Annotated in this window: 12 protein-coding genes; 10 read left to right on the forward strand and 2 right to left on the reverse strand. The window is 64.4% G+C overall.

What is annotated here, in order from left to right:
* Positions 1 to 8 precede the first annotated feature (8 nt).
* The 4 genes from prpC to AC56LN_RS17115 all read left to right on the forward strand — a co-directional run bounded on the left by prpC (position 9) and on the right by AC56LN_RS17115 (position 7836).
* Positions 9 to 1169 (forward strand): bifunctional 2-methylcitrate synthase/citrate synthase, encoded by a 1161-nt coding sequence (gene prpC, locus AC56LN_RS17100; protein WP_499573515.1) that lies wholly within the window; start codon positions 9 to 11, stop codon positions 1167 to 1169.
* Positions 1170 to 1326: 157 nt separating this feature from the next.
* Positions 1327 to 3927, forward strand: a complete 2601-nt coding sequence (gene acnD / locus AC56LN_RS17105) for a Fe/S-dependent 2-methylisocitrate dehydratase AcnD (protein WP_499573517.1) — start codon at positions 1327 to 1329, stop codon at positions 3925 to 3927.
* Positions 3927 to 5117, forward strand: coding sequence for a 2-methylaconitate cis-trans isomerase PrpF (gene prpF, locus AC56LN_RS17110; RefSeq protein WP_499573960.1), 1191 nt, complete (start codon positions 3927 to 3929; stop codon positions 5115 to 5117). The genes acnD and prpF overlap by 1 nt, the downstream gene beginning before the upstream one ends.
* Positions 5118 to 5235: 118 nt before the next feature.
* Complete coding sequence (locus tag AC56LN_RS17115; protein ID WP_499573519.1) at positions 5236 to 7836, forward strand: bifunctional diguanylate cyclase/phosphodiesterase; 2601 nt, start codon at positions 5236 to 5238, stop codon at positions 7834 to 7836.
* On the opposite strand, the gene xth is transcribed toward AC56LN_RS17115, so the two are convergent.
* On the reverse strand, positions 7833 to 8600 hold the full coding sequence (gene xth, locus AC56LN_RS17120; RefSeq protein ID WP_499573521.1) for an exodeoxyribonuclease III: 768 nt from the start codon (positions 8598 to 8600) through the stop codon (positions 7833 to 7835). The genes AC56LN_RS17115 and xth overlap by 4 nt on opposite strands.
* Positions 8601 to 9057: 457 nt before the next feature.
* Here xth and AC56LN_RS17125 point away from each other — a divergent pair, with 457 nt between their 5' ends.
* The 3 genes from AC56LN_RS17125 to AC56LN_RS17135 all read left to right on the forward strand — a co-directional run bounded on the left by AC56LN_RS17125 (position 9058) and on the right by AC56LN_RS17135 (position 10124).
* Entirely contained in the window at positions 9058 to 9405 is a 348-nt protein-coding gene (locus tag AC56LN_RS17125) for a phiTE_015 family protein (protein WP_499573523.1), read from the forward strand.
* 13 nt (positions 9406 to 9418) lie between these two features.
* Positions 9419 to 9607, forward strand: a complete 189-nt coding sequence (locus tag AC56LN_RS17130; RefSeq protein ID WP_499573525.1) for a DUF1653 domain-containing protein — start codon at positions 9419 to 9421, stop codon at positions 9605 to 9607.
* 124 nt (positions 9608 to 9731) lie between these two features.
* Positions 9732 to 10124 (forward strand): hypothetical protein, encoded by a 393-nt coding sequence (locus AC56LN_RS17135; RefSeq protein WP_499573527.1) that lies wholly within the window; start codon positions 9732 to 9734, stop codon positions 10122 to 10124.
* A 226-nt stretch (positions 10125 to 10350) separates the two neighbouring features.
* On the opposite strand, the gene AC56LN_RS17140 is transcribed toward AC56LN_RS17135, so the two are convergent.
* On the reverse strand, positions 10351 to 11844 hold the full coding sequence (locus AC56LN_RS17140) for a leucyl aminopeptidase (protein WP_499573529.1): 1494 nt from the start codon (positions 11842 to 11844) through the stop codon (positions 10351 to 10353).
* Positions 11845 to 11907: 63 nt separating this feature from the next.
* Between AC56LN_RS17140 and lptF the strand changes: the two genes are divergently transcribed.
* The 3 genes from lptF to AC56LN_RS17155 are packed head-to-tail and all read left to right on the forward strand — an operon-like array spanning position 11908 to position 14644.
* Entirely contained in the window at positions 11908 to 13062 is a 1155-nt protein-coding gene (gene lptF, locus AC56LN_RS17145) for an LPS export ABC transporter permease LptF (protein WP_499573530.1), read from the forward strand.
* The gene (gene lptG / locus AC56LN_RS17150; protein WP_499573532.1) at positions 13059 to 14243 is read left to right on the forward strand and encodes an LPS export ABC transporter permease LptG; all 1185 of its coding nucleotides are present in this window, start codon (positions 13059 to 13061) and stop codon (positions 14241 to 14243) included. The genes lptF and lptG overlap by 4 nt, the downstream gene beginning before the upstream one ends.
* Before the next feature lie 2 nt (positions 14244 to 14245).
* Positions 14246 to 14644 carry a sirohydrochlorin chelatase gene (locus AC56LN_RS17155; protein WP_499573534.1) on the forward strand — a complete coding sequence of 133 codons (399 nt, stop codon included), beginning with the start codon at positions 14246 to 14248 and terminating at the stop codon, positions 14642 to 14644.
* Positions 14645 to 14713 lie beyond the last annotated feature (69 nt).

Below are 14713 nucleotides of genomic sequence, written 5' to 3' on the forward strand. Positions count from 1 at the left end.
GACCACCCATGGACACGCAGAACCAGGAAACCCCGACCTTCAAGCCGAAGAAATCCGTCGCCCTGTCCGGCGTCGCCGCCGGCAATACCGCACTGTGCTCGGTCGGCAAGTCGGGCAACGACCTGCATTACCGCGGCTACGACATCCTCGACATCGCCACCACCAGCGAATTCGAAGAAATCGCCTACCTGCTGGTACACGGCAAGCTGCCGAACGACGGTGAACTGCGCGGCTACAAGGCCAAGCTGCGTTCACTGCGCGGCCTGCCGCAGGCGCTGAAAAGCGCGCTCGAAGCCTTGCCGGCCAATGCCCATCCGATGGACGTGATGCGCACCGGCGTGTCGGTCCTGGGCTGCACGCTGCCCGAGAAGGACGAGCACCACATCAGCGGCGCGCGCGACATCGCCGACCGCCTGATGGCGTCGTTCGGCTCGATGCTGCTGTACTGGTACCACTTCAGCCACAGCGGCAAACGCATCGAGGTGGACACCGACGACGATTCGATCGGCGGCCACTTCCTGCACCTGCTGCACGGCTTCGCACCAAAGGAATCGTGGGTGCGCGCAATGCACACGTCGCTGATCCTGTACGCCGAACACGAATTCAATGCGTCGACCTTCACCGCCCGCGTGATTGCCGGTACCGGCTCGGACATGCACTCGGCCATCACCGGCGCGATCGGCGCGCTGCGCGGACCAAAACACGGCGGCGCCAATGAAGTCGCGCACGACATCCAGAAGCGTTACGAGAATCCCGACGAAGCCGAAGCGGATATCCGCAACCGCGTGGCCAACAAGGAAGTCGTGATCGGCTTCGGCCATCCGGTCTACACGATCTCGGACCCGCGCAACAAGGTGATCAAGGAAGTGGCGCGCACCTTGTCGGAAGAGGGCGGCTCGATGAAGATGTACGACATCGCCGAGCGCCTCGAGACCGTGATGTGGGACGTGAAAAAGATGTTCCCGAACCTGGACTGGTTCTCGGCCGTGTCGTACCACATGATGGGCGTGCCAACGGCGATGTTCACGCCGCTGTTCGTCATCGCGCGCACGTCCGGTTGGGCGGCGCACGTCATCGAGCAGCGCATCGACAACAAGATCATCCGCCCGAGCGCCAACTACGTGGGGCCGGAAGATCTGCAGTTCGTGCCGCTGGCAGAGCGCAAGTAAGTGCAAGCAAGCGCAGCCATTTGACCACCAGCTCCGGCACGTCGTTCCCGCCAAGGCGGGAACCCAAGTCTGTTCGCAGGCCATGCATGCAGCACTTGGGTTCCCGCCTGCGCGGGAACGACGTTTTCGGGGTTAGCTAAAATGATCGAACACCGCCATGAATACTGATTACCGCACCTCCCTGCCGGGCACGGACCTCGATTACTTCGACACCCGCGCCGCCGTCGACGCCATCGCACCGGGCGCCTACGCCACGTTGCCCTACACATCGCGCGTGCTGGCCGAAAACCTCGTGCGCCGCTGCGCGCCCGCGAGCCTGCGCGATTCGCTCAGGCAGCTCATCGAACGCAAGCGCGACCTCGATTTCCCGTGGTTCCCGGCGCGCGTCGTCTGCCACGACATCCTGGGCCAGACCGCATTGGTCGACCTGGCCGGCCTGCGCGACGCCATCGCGCTGCAAGGGGGGGACCCGGCGCTGGTCAACCCGGTGGTGCCGACGCAGCTCGTGGTCGACCATTCGCTGGCCGTCGAATGCGGCGGGTTCGACCCGGATGCGTTCACCAAGAACCGCGCCATCGAAGACCGCCGCAACGAAGACCGCTTCCACTTCATCGACTGGACCAAGAAGGCCTTCAAGAACGTCGACGTGATCCCGCCCGGGAACGGCATCCTGCACCAGATCAATCTCGAGCGCATGTCGCCGGTAATCCAGGCAGAGGGCGGCGTGGCCTATCCGGACACGCTGGTCGGCACCGACTCGCACACGCCAATGGTCGACGCGCTTGGCGTGCTTGCGATCGGCGTTGGCGGCCTGGAAGCTGAAAGCGTGATGCTGGGCCGCGCCTCGTGGATGCGCCTGCCCGACATCGTCGGCGTCGAACTCACCGGCAAGCCGCAGCCGGGCATCACCGCGACAGACGTCGTGCTGGCGCTGACCGAGTTCCTGCGCAATGCCAAAGTCGTCTCGACCTACCTGGAATTTTTCGGCGCTGGCGCTGCCGCGCTGACGTTGGGCGACCGTGCGACGATCGCCAACATGGCGCCCGAATTCGGCGCCACCGCCGCGATGTTCTACATCGACGAGCAAACCATCAAGTACCTGCGCCTGACCGGCCGCGACGACGCCACCGTGCACCTGGTCGAGACGTATGCAAAGCACGCCGGCCTGTGGGCCGACAGCCTGCAGAGCGCCGAGTACGAGCGCACGCTGTCGTTCGATTTGTCAAACGTCGTGCGCAATATCGCCGGGCCGTCCAATCCGCACAAGCGTGTGCCGACGTCCGAACTGGCCGCGCGCGGCATCTCGGGCGTCGTGGAAAACACACCGGGCCAGATGCCCGATGGCGCCGTTATCATCGCCGCGATCACCAGCTGCACCAACACCAGCAACCCGCGCAATATGGTCACAGCGGGCCTCCTGGCGCGTAACGCCAACCGCGCTGGCCTGACACGCAAACCATGGGTGAAGAGTTCACTGGCGCCCGGCTCGAAGGCAGTCGCGCTGTACCTCGACGAAGCAGGCCTGAGCCATGAGCTGGAGCAGCTGGGCTTCGGCGTCGTCGCCTTTGCCTGCACCACCTGCAATGGCATGAGCGGCGCGCTCGATCCGGCGATCCAGGACGAGATCATCAAGCGCGACCTGTATGCAACGGCGGTCCTGTCGGGCAACCGCAATTTCGACGGGCGCATCCACCCGTACGCGAAGCAGGCTTTCCTGGCGTCGCCGCCGCTGGTGGTGGCGTATGCGATTGCCGGCACGATCCGCTTCGACATCGAGAAGGACGTGCTGGGTCTGGACAGCGCCGGGCGCGAAATCCGCCTGGCTGACCTGTGGCCATCGGAGGAAGAAATCGACGCCGTGGTCGCCACGAGCGTCAAGCCGGAACAGTTCCGCAAGGTCTACACGCCGATGTTCGCCCGTGTGGCCGATGACGGCGCTGCAGTGAGCCCGCTGTACGACTGGCGTGCGCAGAGCACCTATATCCGCCGCCCCCCGTACTGGGAAGGCGCGCTGGCGGGCAGCCGCCCGCTGGCGGGGATGCGGCCACTGGCGGTCCTGGGTGACAACATCACCACCGACCACCTGTCGCCATCGAACGCGATCCTGCTCGACTCGGCTGCTGGCGAATACCTGGCGAAGATGGGCCTGCCCGAAGAAGATTTCAATTCCTACGCCACGCACCGGGGCGACCACCTGACGGCGCAGCGCGCGACGTTCGCCAATCCGACGCTCAAGAACGAGATGGTGAAGGACAGCCACGGCGAGGTGATGGCCGGGTCGCTTGCGCGCATCGAGCCGGCCGGTGAAGTCACCCGCATGTGGGAAGCGATCGAGCATTACATGGCGCGCAAGCAGCCGTTGATCATCATCGCCGGCGCCGACTACGGCCAGGGCTCGTCGCGCGACTGGGCGGCCAAGGGCGTGCGCCTGGCAGGCGTCGAGGCGATTGCCGCGGAAGGCTTCGAGCGCATCCACCGCACCAACCTGGTGGGCATGGGCGTGCTGCCGCTGGAATTCAAGCCGGGCGAGAACCGCCTGACCTTGGCCATTGACGGCACGGAAACGTTCGACGTGATCGGCGCGCGCACGCCACGCGCCGAACTCACGCTGGTCATCCACCGCGCGAGCGGCGAGCGGGTTGAGGTGGCCGTGACGTGCCGGCTCGATACGGCCGAAGAAGTGGCCATCTACGAGGCCGGGGGCGTGCTGCAACGCTTCGCGCAGGATTTTCTTGAATCGACCGTGAAGGCGGCATGATGGAACCAGTGACCTATCTTCCCCAGCGCCGGATCGCCGCCACCTATCTGCGCGGCGGCACCAGCAAGGGCGTGTTCTTCAAGCTGGACGATTTGCCGGAAGACGCACGCGTGGCTGGCCCTGCGCGCGACGCACTGCTGCTGCGCGTGATCGGCAGCCCCGACCCGTACGCCAAGCAGATCGACGGCATGGGCGGCGCCACGTCCAGCACCAGCAAGGCCGTCATCGTCGCGGCGTCCACACAGGCCGACCATGATGTGGACTACCTGTTCGGCCAGGTGGCGATCGACAAGCCGTTCGTCGACTGGAGCGGCAACTGCGGCAACCTGTCTGCGGCGGTCGGTCCGTTCGCGATCGCCGCCGGCCTGGTTGATCCGGCGCGCGTGCCGCACGACGGCGTGGCCGTGGTGCGCATCTGGCAAGCCAATATTGGCAAGACGATCCTCGCGCATGTGCCGATGGCCGCTGGCCAGGTGCAGGAAACGGGCGGCTTCGAGCTCGATGGCGTGACCTTCCCGGCGGCCGAGGTGCAGCTCGAGTTCATGGACCCGGCCGCCGAAGAAGAGGGCGGTGGCGGCGCCATGTTCCCGACCGGGAATCTGATCGATGAACTCGACGTGCCGGATGTGGGCGTGCTGCGCGCAACGCTGATCAATGCCGGCATTCCGACCATCTTCATCGAGGCCGGCGCGCTGGGCTACGACGGCACCGAGCTGCAGGACGCGATCAATGGCGACCCGCGCGCGCTGGCCGTGTTCGAGACGATCCGCGCCCACGGCGCGCTGCGCATGGGCCTCATCGCGAGCATCGACGAAGCAGGCAAACGCCAGCACACGCCGAAGGTCGCGTTCGTGGCCAGGGCGGCCGGGTATCTGTCGTCAAGCGGACGGCAGGTGGCAGCGGGCGAGATCGACCTGCTCGTACGGGCGCTGTCGATGGGCAAACTCCACCACGCGATGATGGGCACGGCGGCGGTGGCGATCGGCACGGCGGCGGCCATTCCAGGCACGCTCGTGAACCTGGCGGCCGGCGGCGGCGAGCGCTCGGCGGTGCGTTTCGGCCATCCGTCCGGCACATTGCGTGTGGGCGCGGAAGCGGTGCTGGACGATGGCCAGTGGCGCGTGGCGAAGGCCAGCATGAGCCGCAGCGCACGCGTCCTGATGGAAGGGTGGGTGCGGGTGCCGGGCTAGTGTCGCATTCTGGTCGCTGCCGACTGGAGTACCTGCCGGTTCCGGGTTATGATTGCCTGATTAGGTTGCTAAATGACAACTCCGGATAATCACTACCCACAGCCTGCCTGCCTCGACGATGGACGGATTCTCGACACCGCAAGTTCCCCCGATGCCGGCCACCGGCCCGCGCGCCATGGAGCTGGGCGGCCTGCGCCGCACGGTGCGCGAACAGCGCGCCATCTTTGAGCATGCGCCGGTCGGCATCGCCGTCACGCAGCCTGACCAGATCCGTTCGTTCAACCCTCGCCTGGGCGAGATGTTCGGCTATGCGCAGCATGAAGTCGACGCCATCTCGCCGTACGACGTGTGCCTGTCGCCCGAGGCCTACCAGACCCTGATTGCCGAGGCGTACGCCGTGCTGGCGCGGGGCGACATGTTCGAAAAGGCCGAGCAGCAGTTCCGCCGCCGCGATGGGTCGACCTTCTGGGCGCGCCTGCGCGGCTGCGCCGTCGAACCGGGCAACCGCAACGCCGGCACGATCTGGATCGTCGAGGACGTGACCGAGGCGCGCCAGGCGGCCAGCGAAATGCAGGCGATCATGACCAATGCCTCGATCGGCGTCATGTTCACCCGCAACCGCGTGATCCGGCGCGCCAATCCCGCCTTCTGCGCGATGTTCGGCTACACCGAGGGCGAACCGATCGGCGTGTCCACGCGCGTGCTGTACCCGGACGAAGACGCCTACCGCGCGCTGGGTGCCGATGCGTATCCCCAGCTGGCGGAAGGCCGGCCGTTTCGCACCGAGCGCACGCTGGTGCGCAAGGACGGGGCGCGGGCCTGGGTCCTGATGATCGGCTACCAGGTCAATCCGCTCGACCCGGACAAGGGCACGATCTGGATGCTCGAAGACCGCACCCGCGAGAAGGGCGACGAGCAGTCGCTGCGCGAGGCGCTGATGGAAAACCGCGCCATCCTCGACAACGCGGTGCTGGGTATCGCGGTGGTCGAGAATGGCCGCACGCTGCACTGCAACCGCAAGATGGAAGAGTTGTTCGGCGCGCCGCCGGGTGGCATGGACGGCAATCCGGTGCGCGCGCTGTATCCCGACCAGACCAGCTGGATGGCAGCGCGCGCGCTGTCCGAGGCCCAGTTCTCGGCTGGCCAGGCCCACATGGCCGAGCATGAACTGGTGCGGCGCGACGGCACGCGGTTCTGGGCGCGCCTGTCAGGACGCCTGTTCGACGCGACGCTCACGCGCGGGCGCAGCGTCTGGCTGGTCGACGACGTGACGGCCCAGCGCGAAGCAGCCGATGCGGTGCGGCGCGCGCGCGACGAGCTCGAAGTGCGCGTGGCCGAACGCACGGCCGAACTGGCCGGCGCCAACGCGCTGCTGCAGGAAGAAATCAACGAGCGGCGCCAGGCCGAGGCGCGCGTGCACCACATGGCCTACCACGACAGCCTGACGGGGTTGCCCAACCGCGCCATGCTGTCCGACCGGCTCGATGCAGCGATGCGCAGCGTGGCCAGTGGCGACGAGGCGCACAGGGGCACGGGGCTGGCGCTGATGTTCCTTGACCTCGATCGCTTCAAGACGATCAACGATTCGCTCGGTCACCTGGTGGGCGACCAGCTGCTGCGCGAAGTCGCGCGCCGGCTGGTACGCTCGGTGCGCCCGGGCGACCTGGTGGCGCGCCTGGGTGGCGATGAATTCGTCGTGCTGCTGCCCGGGGTCGAGGAGGGCGCTGCCGCCGCTGCGGTCGGCGACGCGATCATCGAGGCGCTGGCGTCGCCCTGCGCGATCGAAGGCCGCAGCCTGCACATCTCGCCTTCGATTGGCATCTGCCTGTATCCGCAGGACGGGGGCGACGTCGATACGCTGATGCGTCACGCCGACGCGGCGATGTACCAGGCCAAGGCGGCGGGGCGCAACAATTACCAGTTCTTCACCCAGCGCATGAACCAGGCCGCGGCGCGTCACTTCGACCTCGAATCGAGCCTGCGCGGCGCGCTGGCCCGCGACGAATTCGAGCTGCACTACCAGCCGATCATGTGCACCGCCACGCGCCGCGTGCATGGGCTCGAGGTGCTGCTGCGCTGGCGGCGGGGCGGCACTGAACTGGTCGGCCCGGACGAATTCATCCCGATCCTCGAAGAGAGCGGCATGATCATGGCGGTGGGTGAGTGGGTGATCCGCACCGCGTGCGTGCAGAACCAGTTGTGGCGCAGCGAAGGGCTGGACGTGGTGCCGCTTGCGATCAACCTGTCGGCACGCCAGTTCACGCACCACGGCCTGGTCGACGCGATCGCGGCCATCGTGCAGGAAACCGGCATCGATGCGCGCCTGGTCGAATTCGAGATCACCGAGACCGCCCTGATGCAGCACGGCGGCCAGACGCTCGAGACACTGCGCCGGATGAATGCGATGGGAATGCGCCTGTCGATCGACGACTTCGGAACGGGCTATTCGAGCCTGGCGTACCTGAAGCGTTTCCCGGTCCACAAGATCAAGATCGATCGCGCCTTCGTGCGTGAGCTGGAAGCCAGCGCCGAGGACCGCGCGATCGTGGCCGCCGTGATGGCGCTGGCCAACAGCCTGCAATTGTCGGTGGTGGCCGAAGGCGTGGAGACGGAAGGGCAGTACGCGCTGCTACGATCGTTCGGCTGCCAGTTCGCGCAGGGGTATCTGTTCGCGCGGCCGTTGCCGGCCGCGCAGATCGGCAGGTTGCTGGCCGGTTAATCCGTCAGCGTGGCGACCACCGGGGCGTGGTCGGACGGCTGCTCCCACTTGCGCGTCTCGCGGTCGATGTGGCAGGCAGTGCAGCGCTCGGCCAGTGCCCTGGACAGCAGGATGTGGTCGATACGCAGCCCGCGGTTGCGGCGAAATGCCATCTGGCGATAGTCCCACCAGCTGTACTGCTTTTCGGGCTGTTCGAACAGGCGGAATGCATCTGACAGGCCCAGGGCGATGAGCGCCTGCAGCGCATCGCGCTCGGGCAGCGAAAAGTGGATCCGGCCTTCCCATTCGGCCACGTCGTGCACGTCGCGCGCATCGGGCGCGATATTGTAGTCGCCGAGGATCGCAAACTGCGGATGCGCCGCCATTTCGGCGGCCACCCACGTCTGCAGGGCCGCCAGCCAGGCCATCTTGTAGACGTACTTGTCGGACCCGACTTCCTGCCCGTTGGGTACGTACGCACAGATGAAGCGCACGCCGCCGATCGTCGCGGCCAGCAGGCGTTGCTGCGGATCGTCAAAGTGCGGATTGTTGCGCACGACATCCTCGAGAGGCAGGCGGGACAGGATCGCCACGCCGTTGTACGTCTTTTGACCCGAGAAGGCGACCTGGTAACCGGCGGCATTGAGTTCGGCAACAGGGAACTTGTCGTCGGTCAGCTTGGTTTCCTGGATGCAGAGCACATCGACAGGGTTGGTTTCCAGCCATTGCAACAAATGTGCAAGGCGGACTTTCAAAGAATTTACATTCCAGGTGACAATTTTCATCGATTTCTCTACAGTTAACGTTGGGCGAGTTGCTCGTGACTCAAGATAATCCAGCCCATTTGCTTGCCAACCAGCTATTATTAACGAAATTACCGGATTGATTAAGCCGCATGCATGAAATAACGGTAGTGAAACAGAGCGTTGGTTGGTATAATTACAACAACTGATGACACTTTTGATTAAGAGCTTTCCAAAAAGTATTGCCGGTTTGCCGGTTCGGGACTATAAAGAATTGAGTCCGGCAGTCGTCGCATGACGCGACAACATCACAGGTTGCTTTTTGTTAATAATAAAATTGTGTATGTGCAACTTTCATTGTACCATTGGCGGGTCGCGATGCAGTAATGGTCGACAGCTGACACAGTTGTTTCAGGCCATCGACGTGCGCTAGTGGTACTATTGTGAAATATTGCGTTCAGGAGTTCATCATCCTGACGCAGATTTGAAAAGGACAGAAATGCGCAGTGCATTTGAAGCATGGGCCCAGCGTGAAGGCCACATCGTTCGCCGCCGCGAAGACAAGCCCGAGGAATACCTCGTTTTCGAAACCCAGCGTCGTTGGGTCATCTGGCAGGCAGCCCTGGCGCATGGCGCCAAGACCGCAGCCGAATCGCCATCGAAGTTCGGCAAAGACGGCAGCCCTGTGCCTGCCATCGCGCCCGACGAGGCGGCAGTGCGCAACAGCGTGCTGAACGAAGTCCTGGACGCTTTCAGCGAACTGGACGAGACCGCCGGCATGGAAGGCGTGCTGAAGGTCATCCAGGGCCTGAAGAAAAAACAGAAGGCCGAGGCCGAAAAGGTCTGAGCTCCTGCACCCCATGCGTTACCGCCACTACAAGGGCGGCATCTATGAGGTGGTGTGCGAGGCGCTGCTGGAATCCGACCACGCCCCGGTCATCGTGTACCGGGATGAGGCCGGCGCCGTCTGGGTCCGTCCTCGCGACGCCTTTTTCGGCACCGTGACAGCGGATGGCCTCTTGCAACCGCGTTTCGCGCCGATAGACTAATCCCGCCTCAGTATTTGTGCGCTGCTGCCGTTAAAGAAGCATCCGCTTCTCGATGGTTGCCATGTCGCCTCTTCTCCGCCCGCTAGTCTGGTCCGCGCTTGCCCTGCTGGGCGGCTGCGCAACCATGTCCGATTCTCCCACGCAGCAGCTCGAAGTGCGCGCCGTACTCGATTACCGCGAAATCGGTGGGGTCGGTTGCATCCTGAGCAATGACGCCGGACGCTGGTACGTGATCGCTCCGGGCCGCGTCACGGTCACGCGCAACAAGGGACCGTTGTCGATCAGCTGCAAGAAGCAGGGCGTGGCCATCGCCGCCGAGAGGGTCGAAGCACAGCTCAATACGGGCAACCTGGTCGGCAACCTGATCACCACCGCCGGCATCGGCCACTACGTCGACCGTTATTCGGGCGCCGGCTACGGCTACCCGGCCACGCTGACCGTCCTGATGCAACCATCAGAAAAATCCGCCGCCGCCGCCGCCGCAGGTGCCGAGCCGGTAGCCACCCGAATGTTCTGACCTGCTTCGAAAAAAGCCGGGGTCAGGTCTGACATTCGGACACGGTCTCGACAGTCGGTAGTCGGAACTAGCTGGCACTGGCCCATACGAATGCTGTGCACGACACCATTGCGAGTGGCTAAGGCTGGGGTCGTGTCCGAATGTCAGACCTGACCCCGGCTGTGGCCACCGGTTCGAGACGAAAAAAAGCCCCGCATGCGGGGCTTTTTCACGGTGCGTGGGATGCTTACACGCGATTCATCAGGAACGTGGTCAACAGCGGCACGGGGCGGCCCGTGGCGCCCTTGGCGGCGCCCGATTTCCAGGCGGTGCCGGCGATGTCGAGGTGGGCCCAGGTGTACTTGCGGGTGAAGTTTTCCAGGAAGCACGCGGCGGTGATCGATGCGGCGCCCGGGGTGCCGATATTGGCCAGGTCGGCGAAGTTCGACTTGAGCTGGTCGTTGTAGATCTCGCCCAGCGGGAAGCGCCAGGCGACGTCGCCAGCCTGCTTGCCGGCCGTGAGTAGCTCGTCGGCCAGTGCATCGTGCGCGGCGTCGTCACGGGTGAACAGGCCGCTCGTGTGGTGACCCAGGGCCACGATGCAGGCGCCCGTCAGCGTGGCGATGTCGACCACGACGGCAGGGTTGAAGCGTTCAGCGTACGACAGCGCATCGCACAGCACCAGGCGGCCTTCGGCGTCGGTGTTGAGGATTTCAATGGTGGTGCCGTTCATCGCGGTGACGATGTCGCCCGGCTTCGCTGCGCGACCCGATGGCATGTTTTCGCAGGCGACCACGATGCCGATCACGTTGAGCTTCAGGCCCATCTCGCCGATCGCGCGGAAGGTGCCCAGCACCGAACCGGCGCCGCACATATCGTATTTCATCTCGTCCATGCCCGGACCAGCCTTGATCGAGATACCACCCGAATCGAACGTGATGCCCTTGCCGACCAGGACCACTGGCGCATCGTTCGGCTTGCCGCCGTTGTGGCGCAGGACGATGAACTTCGGCGCTTCTTCGCTGCCGCGCGCCACTGCCAGGAAGCTGCCCATCTTGAGCGCTTCGAGCTGCTTGCGTTCCAGGACTTCGAGGCCGAAGCCGAAGTCGTCGGCCAGCTTGCGTGCCGTTTGTGCCAGGTAAGTCGGGGTGCAGATGTTCGGCGACAGGTTGCCCAGGTCGCGCGTGAGCTTCATGCCATTCGCGATGGCGGCGGCCTGTGCCAGCGCGGCCTTGGCGGTACCGGCATTCGGCATCGCGATGACGACCTTGCGCACGCCGGCCAGCGCCGGTTCTTTCTTGCTTTTCTGCGCGTCGGTGCGGTATTCGGCGTCGCTCGATGCCAGCACCAGTGCCTGCAGCGCCCAGTTGGCATCGCGTTCTTTCACGCTCTCGAGCGGGAATGCGATAATGGCGTCCGTGGCACCCAGCGTGGCGAACACTTTCAGGGCGGCAGTCGCGCCCGTGGTGAAGTTTTTCTGGGAGATGGTCTCGTCGGCGCCCAGGCCCACGAGCAGCACGCGCGCCGCGGTCACGCCGGCTACGCCGCGCAGCAGCAGGGTCGAACCTGGCTTTCCGGTGATGTCCCCGGACTTGATCGCCGCGCTGATTTCGCCATTCACGTCGAGTGCTTTTGCTGCAGCCGACAATTTTTTATTTTCGAACACCGCCACTGCGACACAGCCGGTCTTCGCCGCTGCCAGGGTGTTTTTTGTGTCGAATGCTTTTATGCTAAAGTCCATTTGGTTCTCCGATTCATTGTTCGCGGCGGACTGCCTAATCTGCAATTATAACGACTCTATTGAATGATCTTCCGACGTTCCCTGCAACGTGAGTTGGCAAGCGCCGCTGGCGCGACCTTCACGGTGCTGTTTTCCATTCTTGTCACCTGGACCCTGATCGCCATTCTTGGCCGGGCAGCCGGTGGCAAGGTCGCGTCCGGCGACGTGCTGGCGCTGATTGTATTTCGCAGTGCCGAGCTGTTGCCGATCATTCTGATCCTCACGTGCTTCATCGCCGTTGTCGCGGCCGTCACGCGCAGCTATCGCGATTCCGAGATGGTGGTCTGGTTTGCGTCCGGGCAGTCGCTGCTGGCGTGGATCCGGCCCGTGCTCACGCTCGGCCTGCCGATGGTGTTCGTCGTGGCCGCGCTGTCACTGGTCGTCACGCCGTGGGCCAAGATGAAGAGTGCCGAATTTGTCGAGCGCTTCCAGAAGCGCGAAGACCTGCAGCGCGTGGCGCCGGGTCAGTTCCGCGAATCGAGCTCGAACGACCGCGTGTTCTTTGTCGAGCGCAGCGCCGAAGGCGCCACTGTCGTGCAGAACGTCTTCGTCAACAGCGTCAACGGCAACACGCATTCGGTGGTGGTGGCCAAGCAGGGCGTGATCGAATCGGATGGCAAGGGCGGCCAGTTCCTCGTGCTGAGCAACGGGCGCCGCTACGAAGGCATTCCGGGCCAGGCCAATTTCCAGACGATGGAGTTCGAGCGCTACAGCATGCGCGTGGCCACGCAGGCGCCGATGCTCGGCGCCGACATCCCGGTGGCGGCACTGTCCACGCCCGCGCTGCTGCTCGCGCCCAACCGTTTTACGCAGGCCGAACTGCTGGCGCGCATCGCTGCGCCGATCACCTGCCTGATCCTGATGCTGCTGGCCATCCCGCTGGGTTTCGTCAATCCGCGCGCGGGGTCGTCGGCCAACATGATCCTGGCGCTGCTGATCTTCTTCACCTATAACAACCTGGTGCGGCTTTCCGAAGCGAGCGTGAAGCAGGGCAAGGTCGCCTTTGCCATGGGCTGGTGGCCGCTGCACCTGTTCGCGCTGCTGTGCGTGGCGGGGCTGTTCGCCTGGCGCCTGAACGTGAACCACCCGTATCACCCGCTGGTCATGCTGAGCGCCTTCAAGCGCCGCCTGCGCAAGCCGCAGCCGTTGCACAAGCGTGAAGAGGCAGCCGTCGAATGAAAATCCTGCAGCGTTACTTCGCCATCAATATCTTCCAGGCGGTGGCATTCGTGCTGGCCGCGTTCCTGGCGCTCGTCGCCTTCATGGACCTGACCAGCATCCTGCCATCGGTCGGCAAGGACGATTTCGGCATGCAGCACGCGTTCCTGTACGTGCTGCTGCTGGTGCCGGGCAATGTGTATCAGGTCATGCCGGTGGCCGCGCTGATCGGCACCATCTACACGATGGCGCAATTTGCCTCGAGCTCCGAGTTCACCATCATGCGCGCTTCGTCGATGTCGACCCGGCACGCGGCCTGGATGCTGTTCAAGATCGGCGCGATCTTCGTCGTGGTGACCTTCGTGTTCGGCGAACTGATCACGCCGCGCACGGCGCCGATCGCCGAGCGCATGCGCCTGACGGCCAAGGGCGGCTCGATCTCGGCCGAATTCCGCTCGGGCATGTGGACCAAGGACAGCGTGCACGAAAACGGCGTGCGCGGCACCATCACCGGCTCGCGCTTCTTCAACGTACGCCGCATTGCGCCCGATGGCCAGCTGGAAGACGTGCGGCTCTACGAGTTCGACAACAATATGCGCATGCGCTCGCTCGTGACGGCTGCGCGGGGCACGTATGGGGGCAACAACACGTGGCGCCTGACGGATGTCACCGAGACGATGTTCACCAACAGCCGCGAGTTGCCGGCGCCCGGTTCGGCGGTGCCGGCAGGGCAGACGATCCAGAGCACGTATGGCCAGGAAACTGCAGCGATCGCGACGCGCAAGCTGGCCACCTACACGCTGGCGTCCGAGATCACACCCAAGATCCTGTCGGTGTCGCGCTCGGATCCCGAGCGCATGTCGGCGGCCGAACTGGCCATCTACACGCGCCACCTAGCCGAGAACAAGCAGGAGACCGAGCGCTTCAAGGTCGCGTTCTGGAAGAAAGTCATCGATCCGTTTTCGATTTTCGTCCTGATGGCGCTGGCGCTGCCATTCGCCTACCTGCACACGCGCAGCGGTGGCGTGAGCCTGAAGATCTTCATCGGGATCATGATCGGCGTGAGCTTCCTGCTGATCAATTCCCTGTTCTCGCACCTCGGTGTGCTGACCATCCTGCCTGCGTTCTTCACGGCGCTGGCGCCCAGCCTGTTATTCCTGCTCATGGCGCTCGTTGCGCTGTGGTGGGTGGAGCGACATTAAGCATGACGACAATGAGACGTGGCCTGATCCTGTTTGCCCACGGCGCGCGCGCCGCATCATGGGCGGTCCCTTTCGAGCGCTTGCGCGACCAGACGCGCGAGCGTGTGCCGGCGGCGGTCGTCGAACTGGCGTTTCTCGAGCTGATGACGCCGAGCCTGCCCGATACCATCGACGTGCTGCGCGCGCACGGCATCAACGACATCACGGTGGTGCCGGTGTTTCTGGGGAAGGGTGGTCATTTGCTGCGTGATCTGCCGGCACTGTGTGACGAGGTGCGCGCGGCGCATCCGGATCTCACGCTCAATGTTGCCGGCGCCATCGGTGAAGATCCGGGCGTGCAGCGGGCGATGACGGATTACTGCGTCGATGCACTTAGTTCCGGGGCCGATTCACTTCGTTGATCGGTAACAAAGGGTTGGACGATAGCAGGAGCCGGGTCTTGAGTTGTGCCTACACTGGGCAATACATCA

The organism is Telluria sp. ZT3P26, assembly GCF_059686035.1.

What these genes read in the sequence shown, in the direction of transcription:
- prpC (WP_499573515.1), top strand. Translation starts at nt 9, where the DNA reads ATGGACACGCAGAACCAGGAAACCCCGACCTTCAAGCCGAAGAAATCC.
- acnD (WP_499573517.1), top strand. Translation starts at nt 1,327, where the DNA reads ATGAATACTGATTACCGCACCTCCCTGCCGGGCACGGACCTCGATTAC.
- prpF (WP_499573960.1), top strand. Translation starts at nt 3,927, where the DNA reads ATGGAACCAGTGACCTATCTTCCCCAGCGCCGGATCGCCGCCACCTAT.
- AC56LN_RS17115 (WP_499573519.1), top strand. Translation starts at nt 5,236, where the DNA reads ATGGACGGATTCTCGACACCGCAAGTTCCCCCGATGCCGGCCACCGGC.
- xth (WP_499573521.1), bottom strand. Translation starts at nt 8,600, where the DNA reads ATGAAAATTGTCACCTGGAATGTAAATTCTTTGAAAGTCCGCCTTGCA.
- AC56LN_RS17125 (WP_499573523.1), top strand. Translation starts at nt 9,058, where the DNA reads ATGCGCAGTGCATTTGAAGCATGGGCCCAGCGTGAAGGCCACATCGTT.
- AC56LN_RS17130 (WP_499573525.1), top strand. Translation starts at nt 9,419, where the DNA reads ATGCGTTACCGCCACTACAAGGGCGGCATCTATGAGGTGGTGTGCGAG.
- AC56LN_RS17135 (WP_499573527.1), top strand. Translation starts at nt 9,732, where the DNA reads ATGTCCGATTCTCCCACGCAGCAGCTCGAAGTGCGCGCCGTACTCGAT.
- AC56LN_RS17140 (WP_499573529.1), bottom strand. Translation starts at nt 11,844, where the DNA reads ATGGACTTTAGCATAAAAGCATTCGACACAAAAAACACCCTGGCAGCG.
- lptF (WP_499573530.1), top strand. Translation starts at nt 11,908, where the DNA reads ATGATCTTCCGACGTTCCCTGCAACGTGAGTTGGCAAGCGCCGCTGGC.
- lptG (WP_499573532.1), top strand. Translation starts at nt 13,059, where the DNA reads ATGAAAATCCTGCAGCGTTACTTCGCCATCAATATCTTCCAGGCGGTG.
- AC56LN_RS17155 (WP_499573534.1), top strand. Translation starts at nt 14,246, where the DNA reads ATGACGACAATGAGACGTGGCCTGATCCTGTTTGCCCACGGCGCGCGC.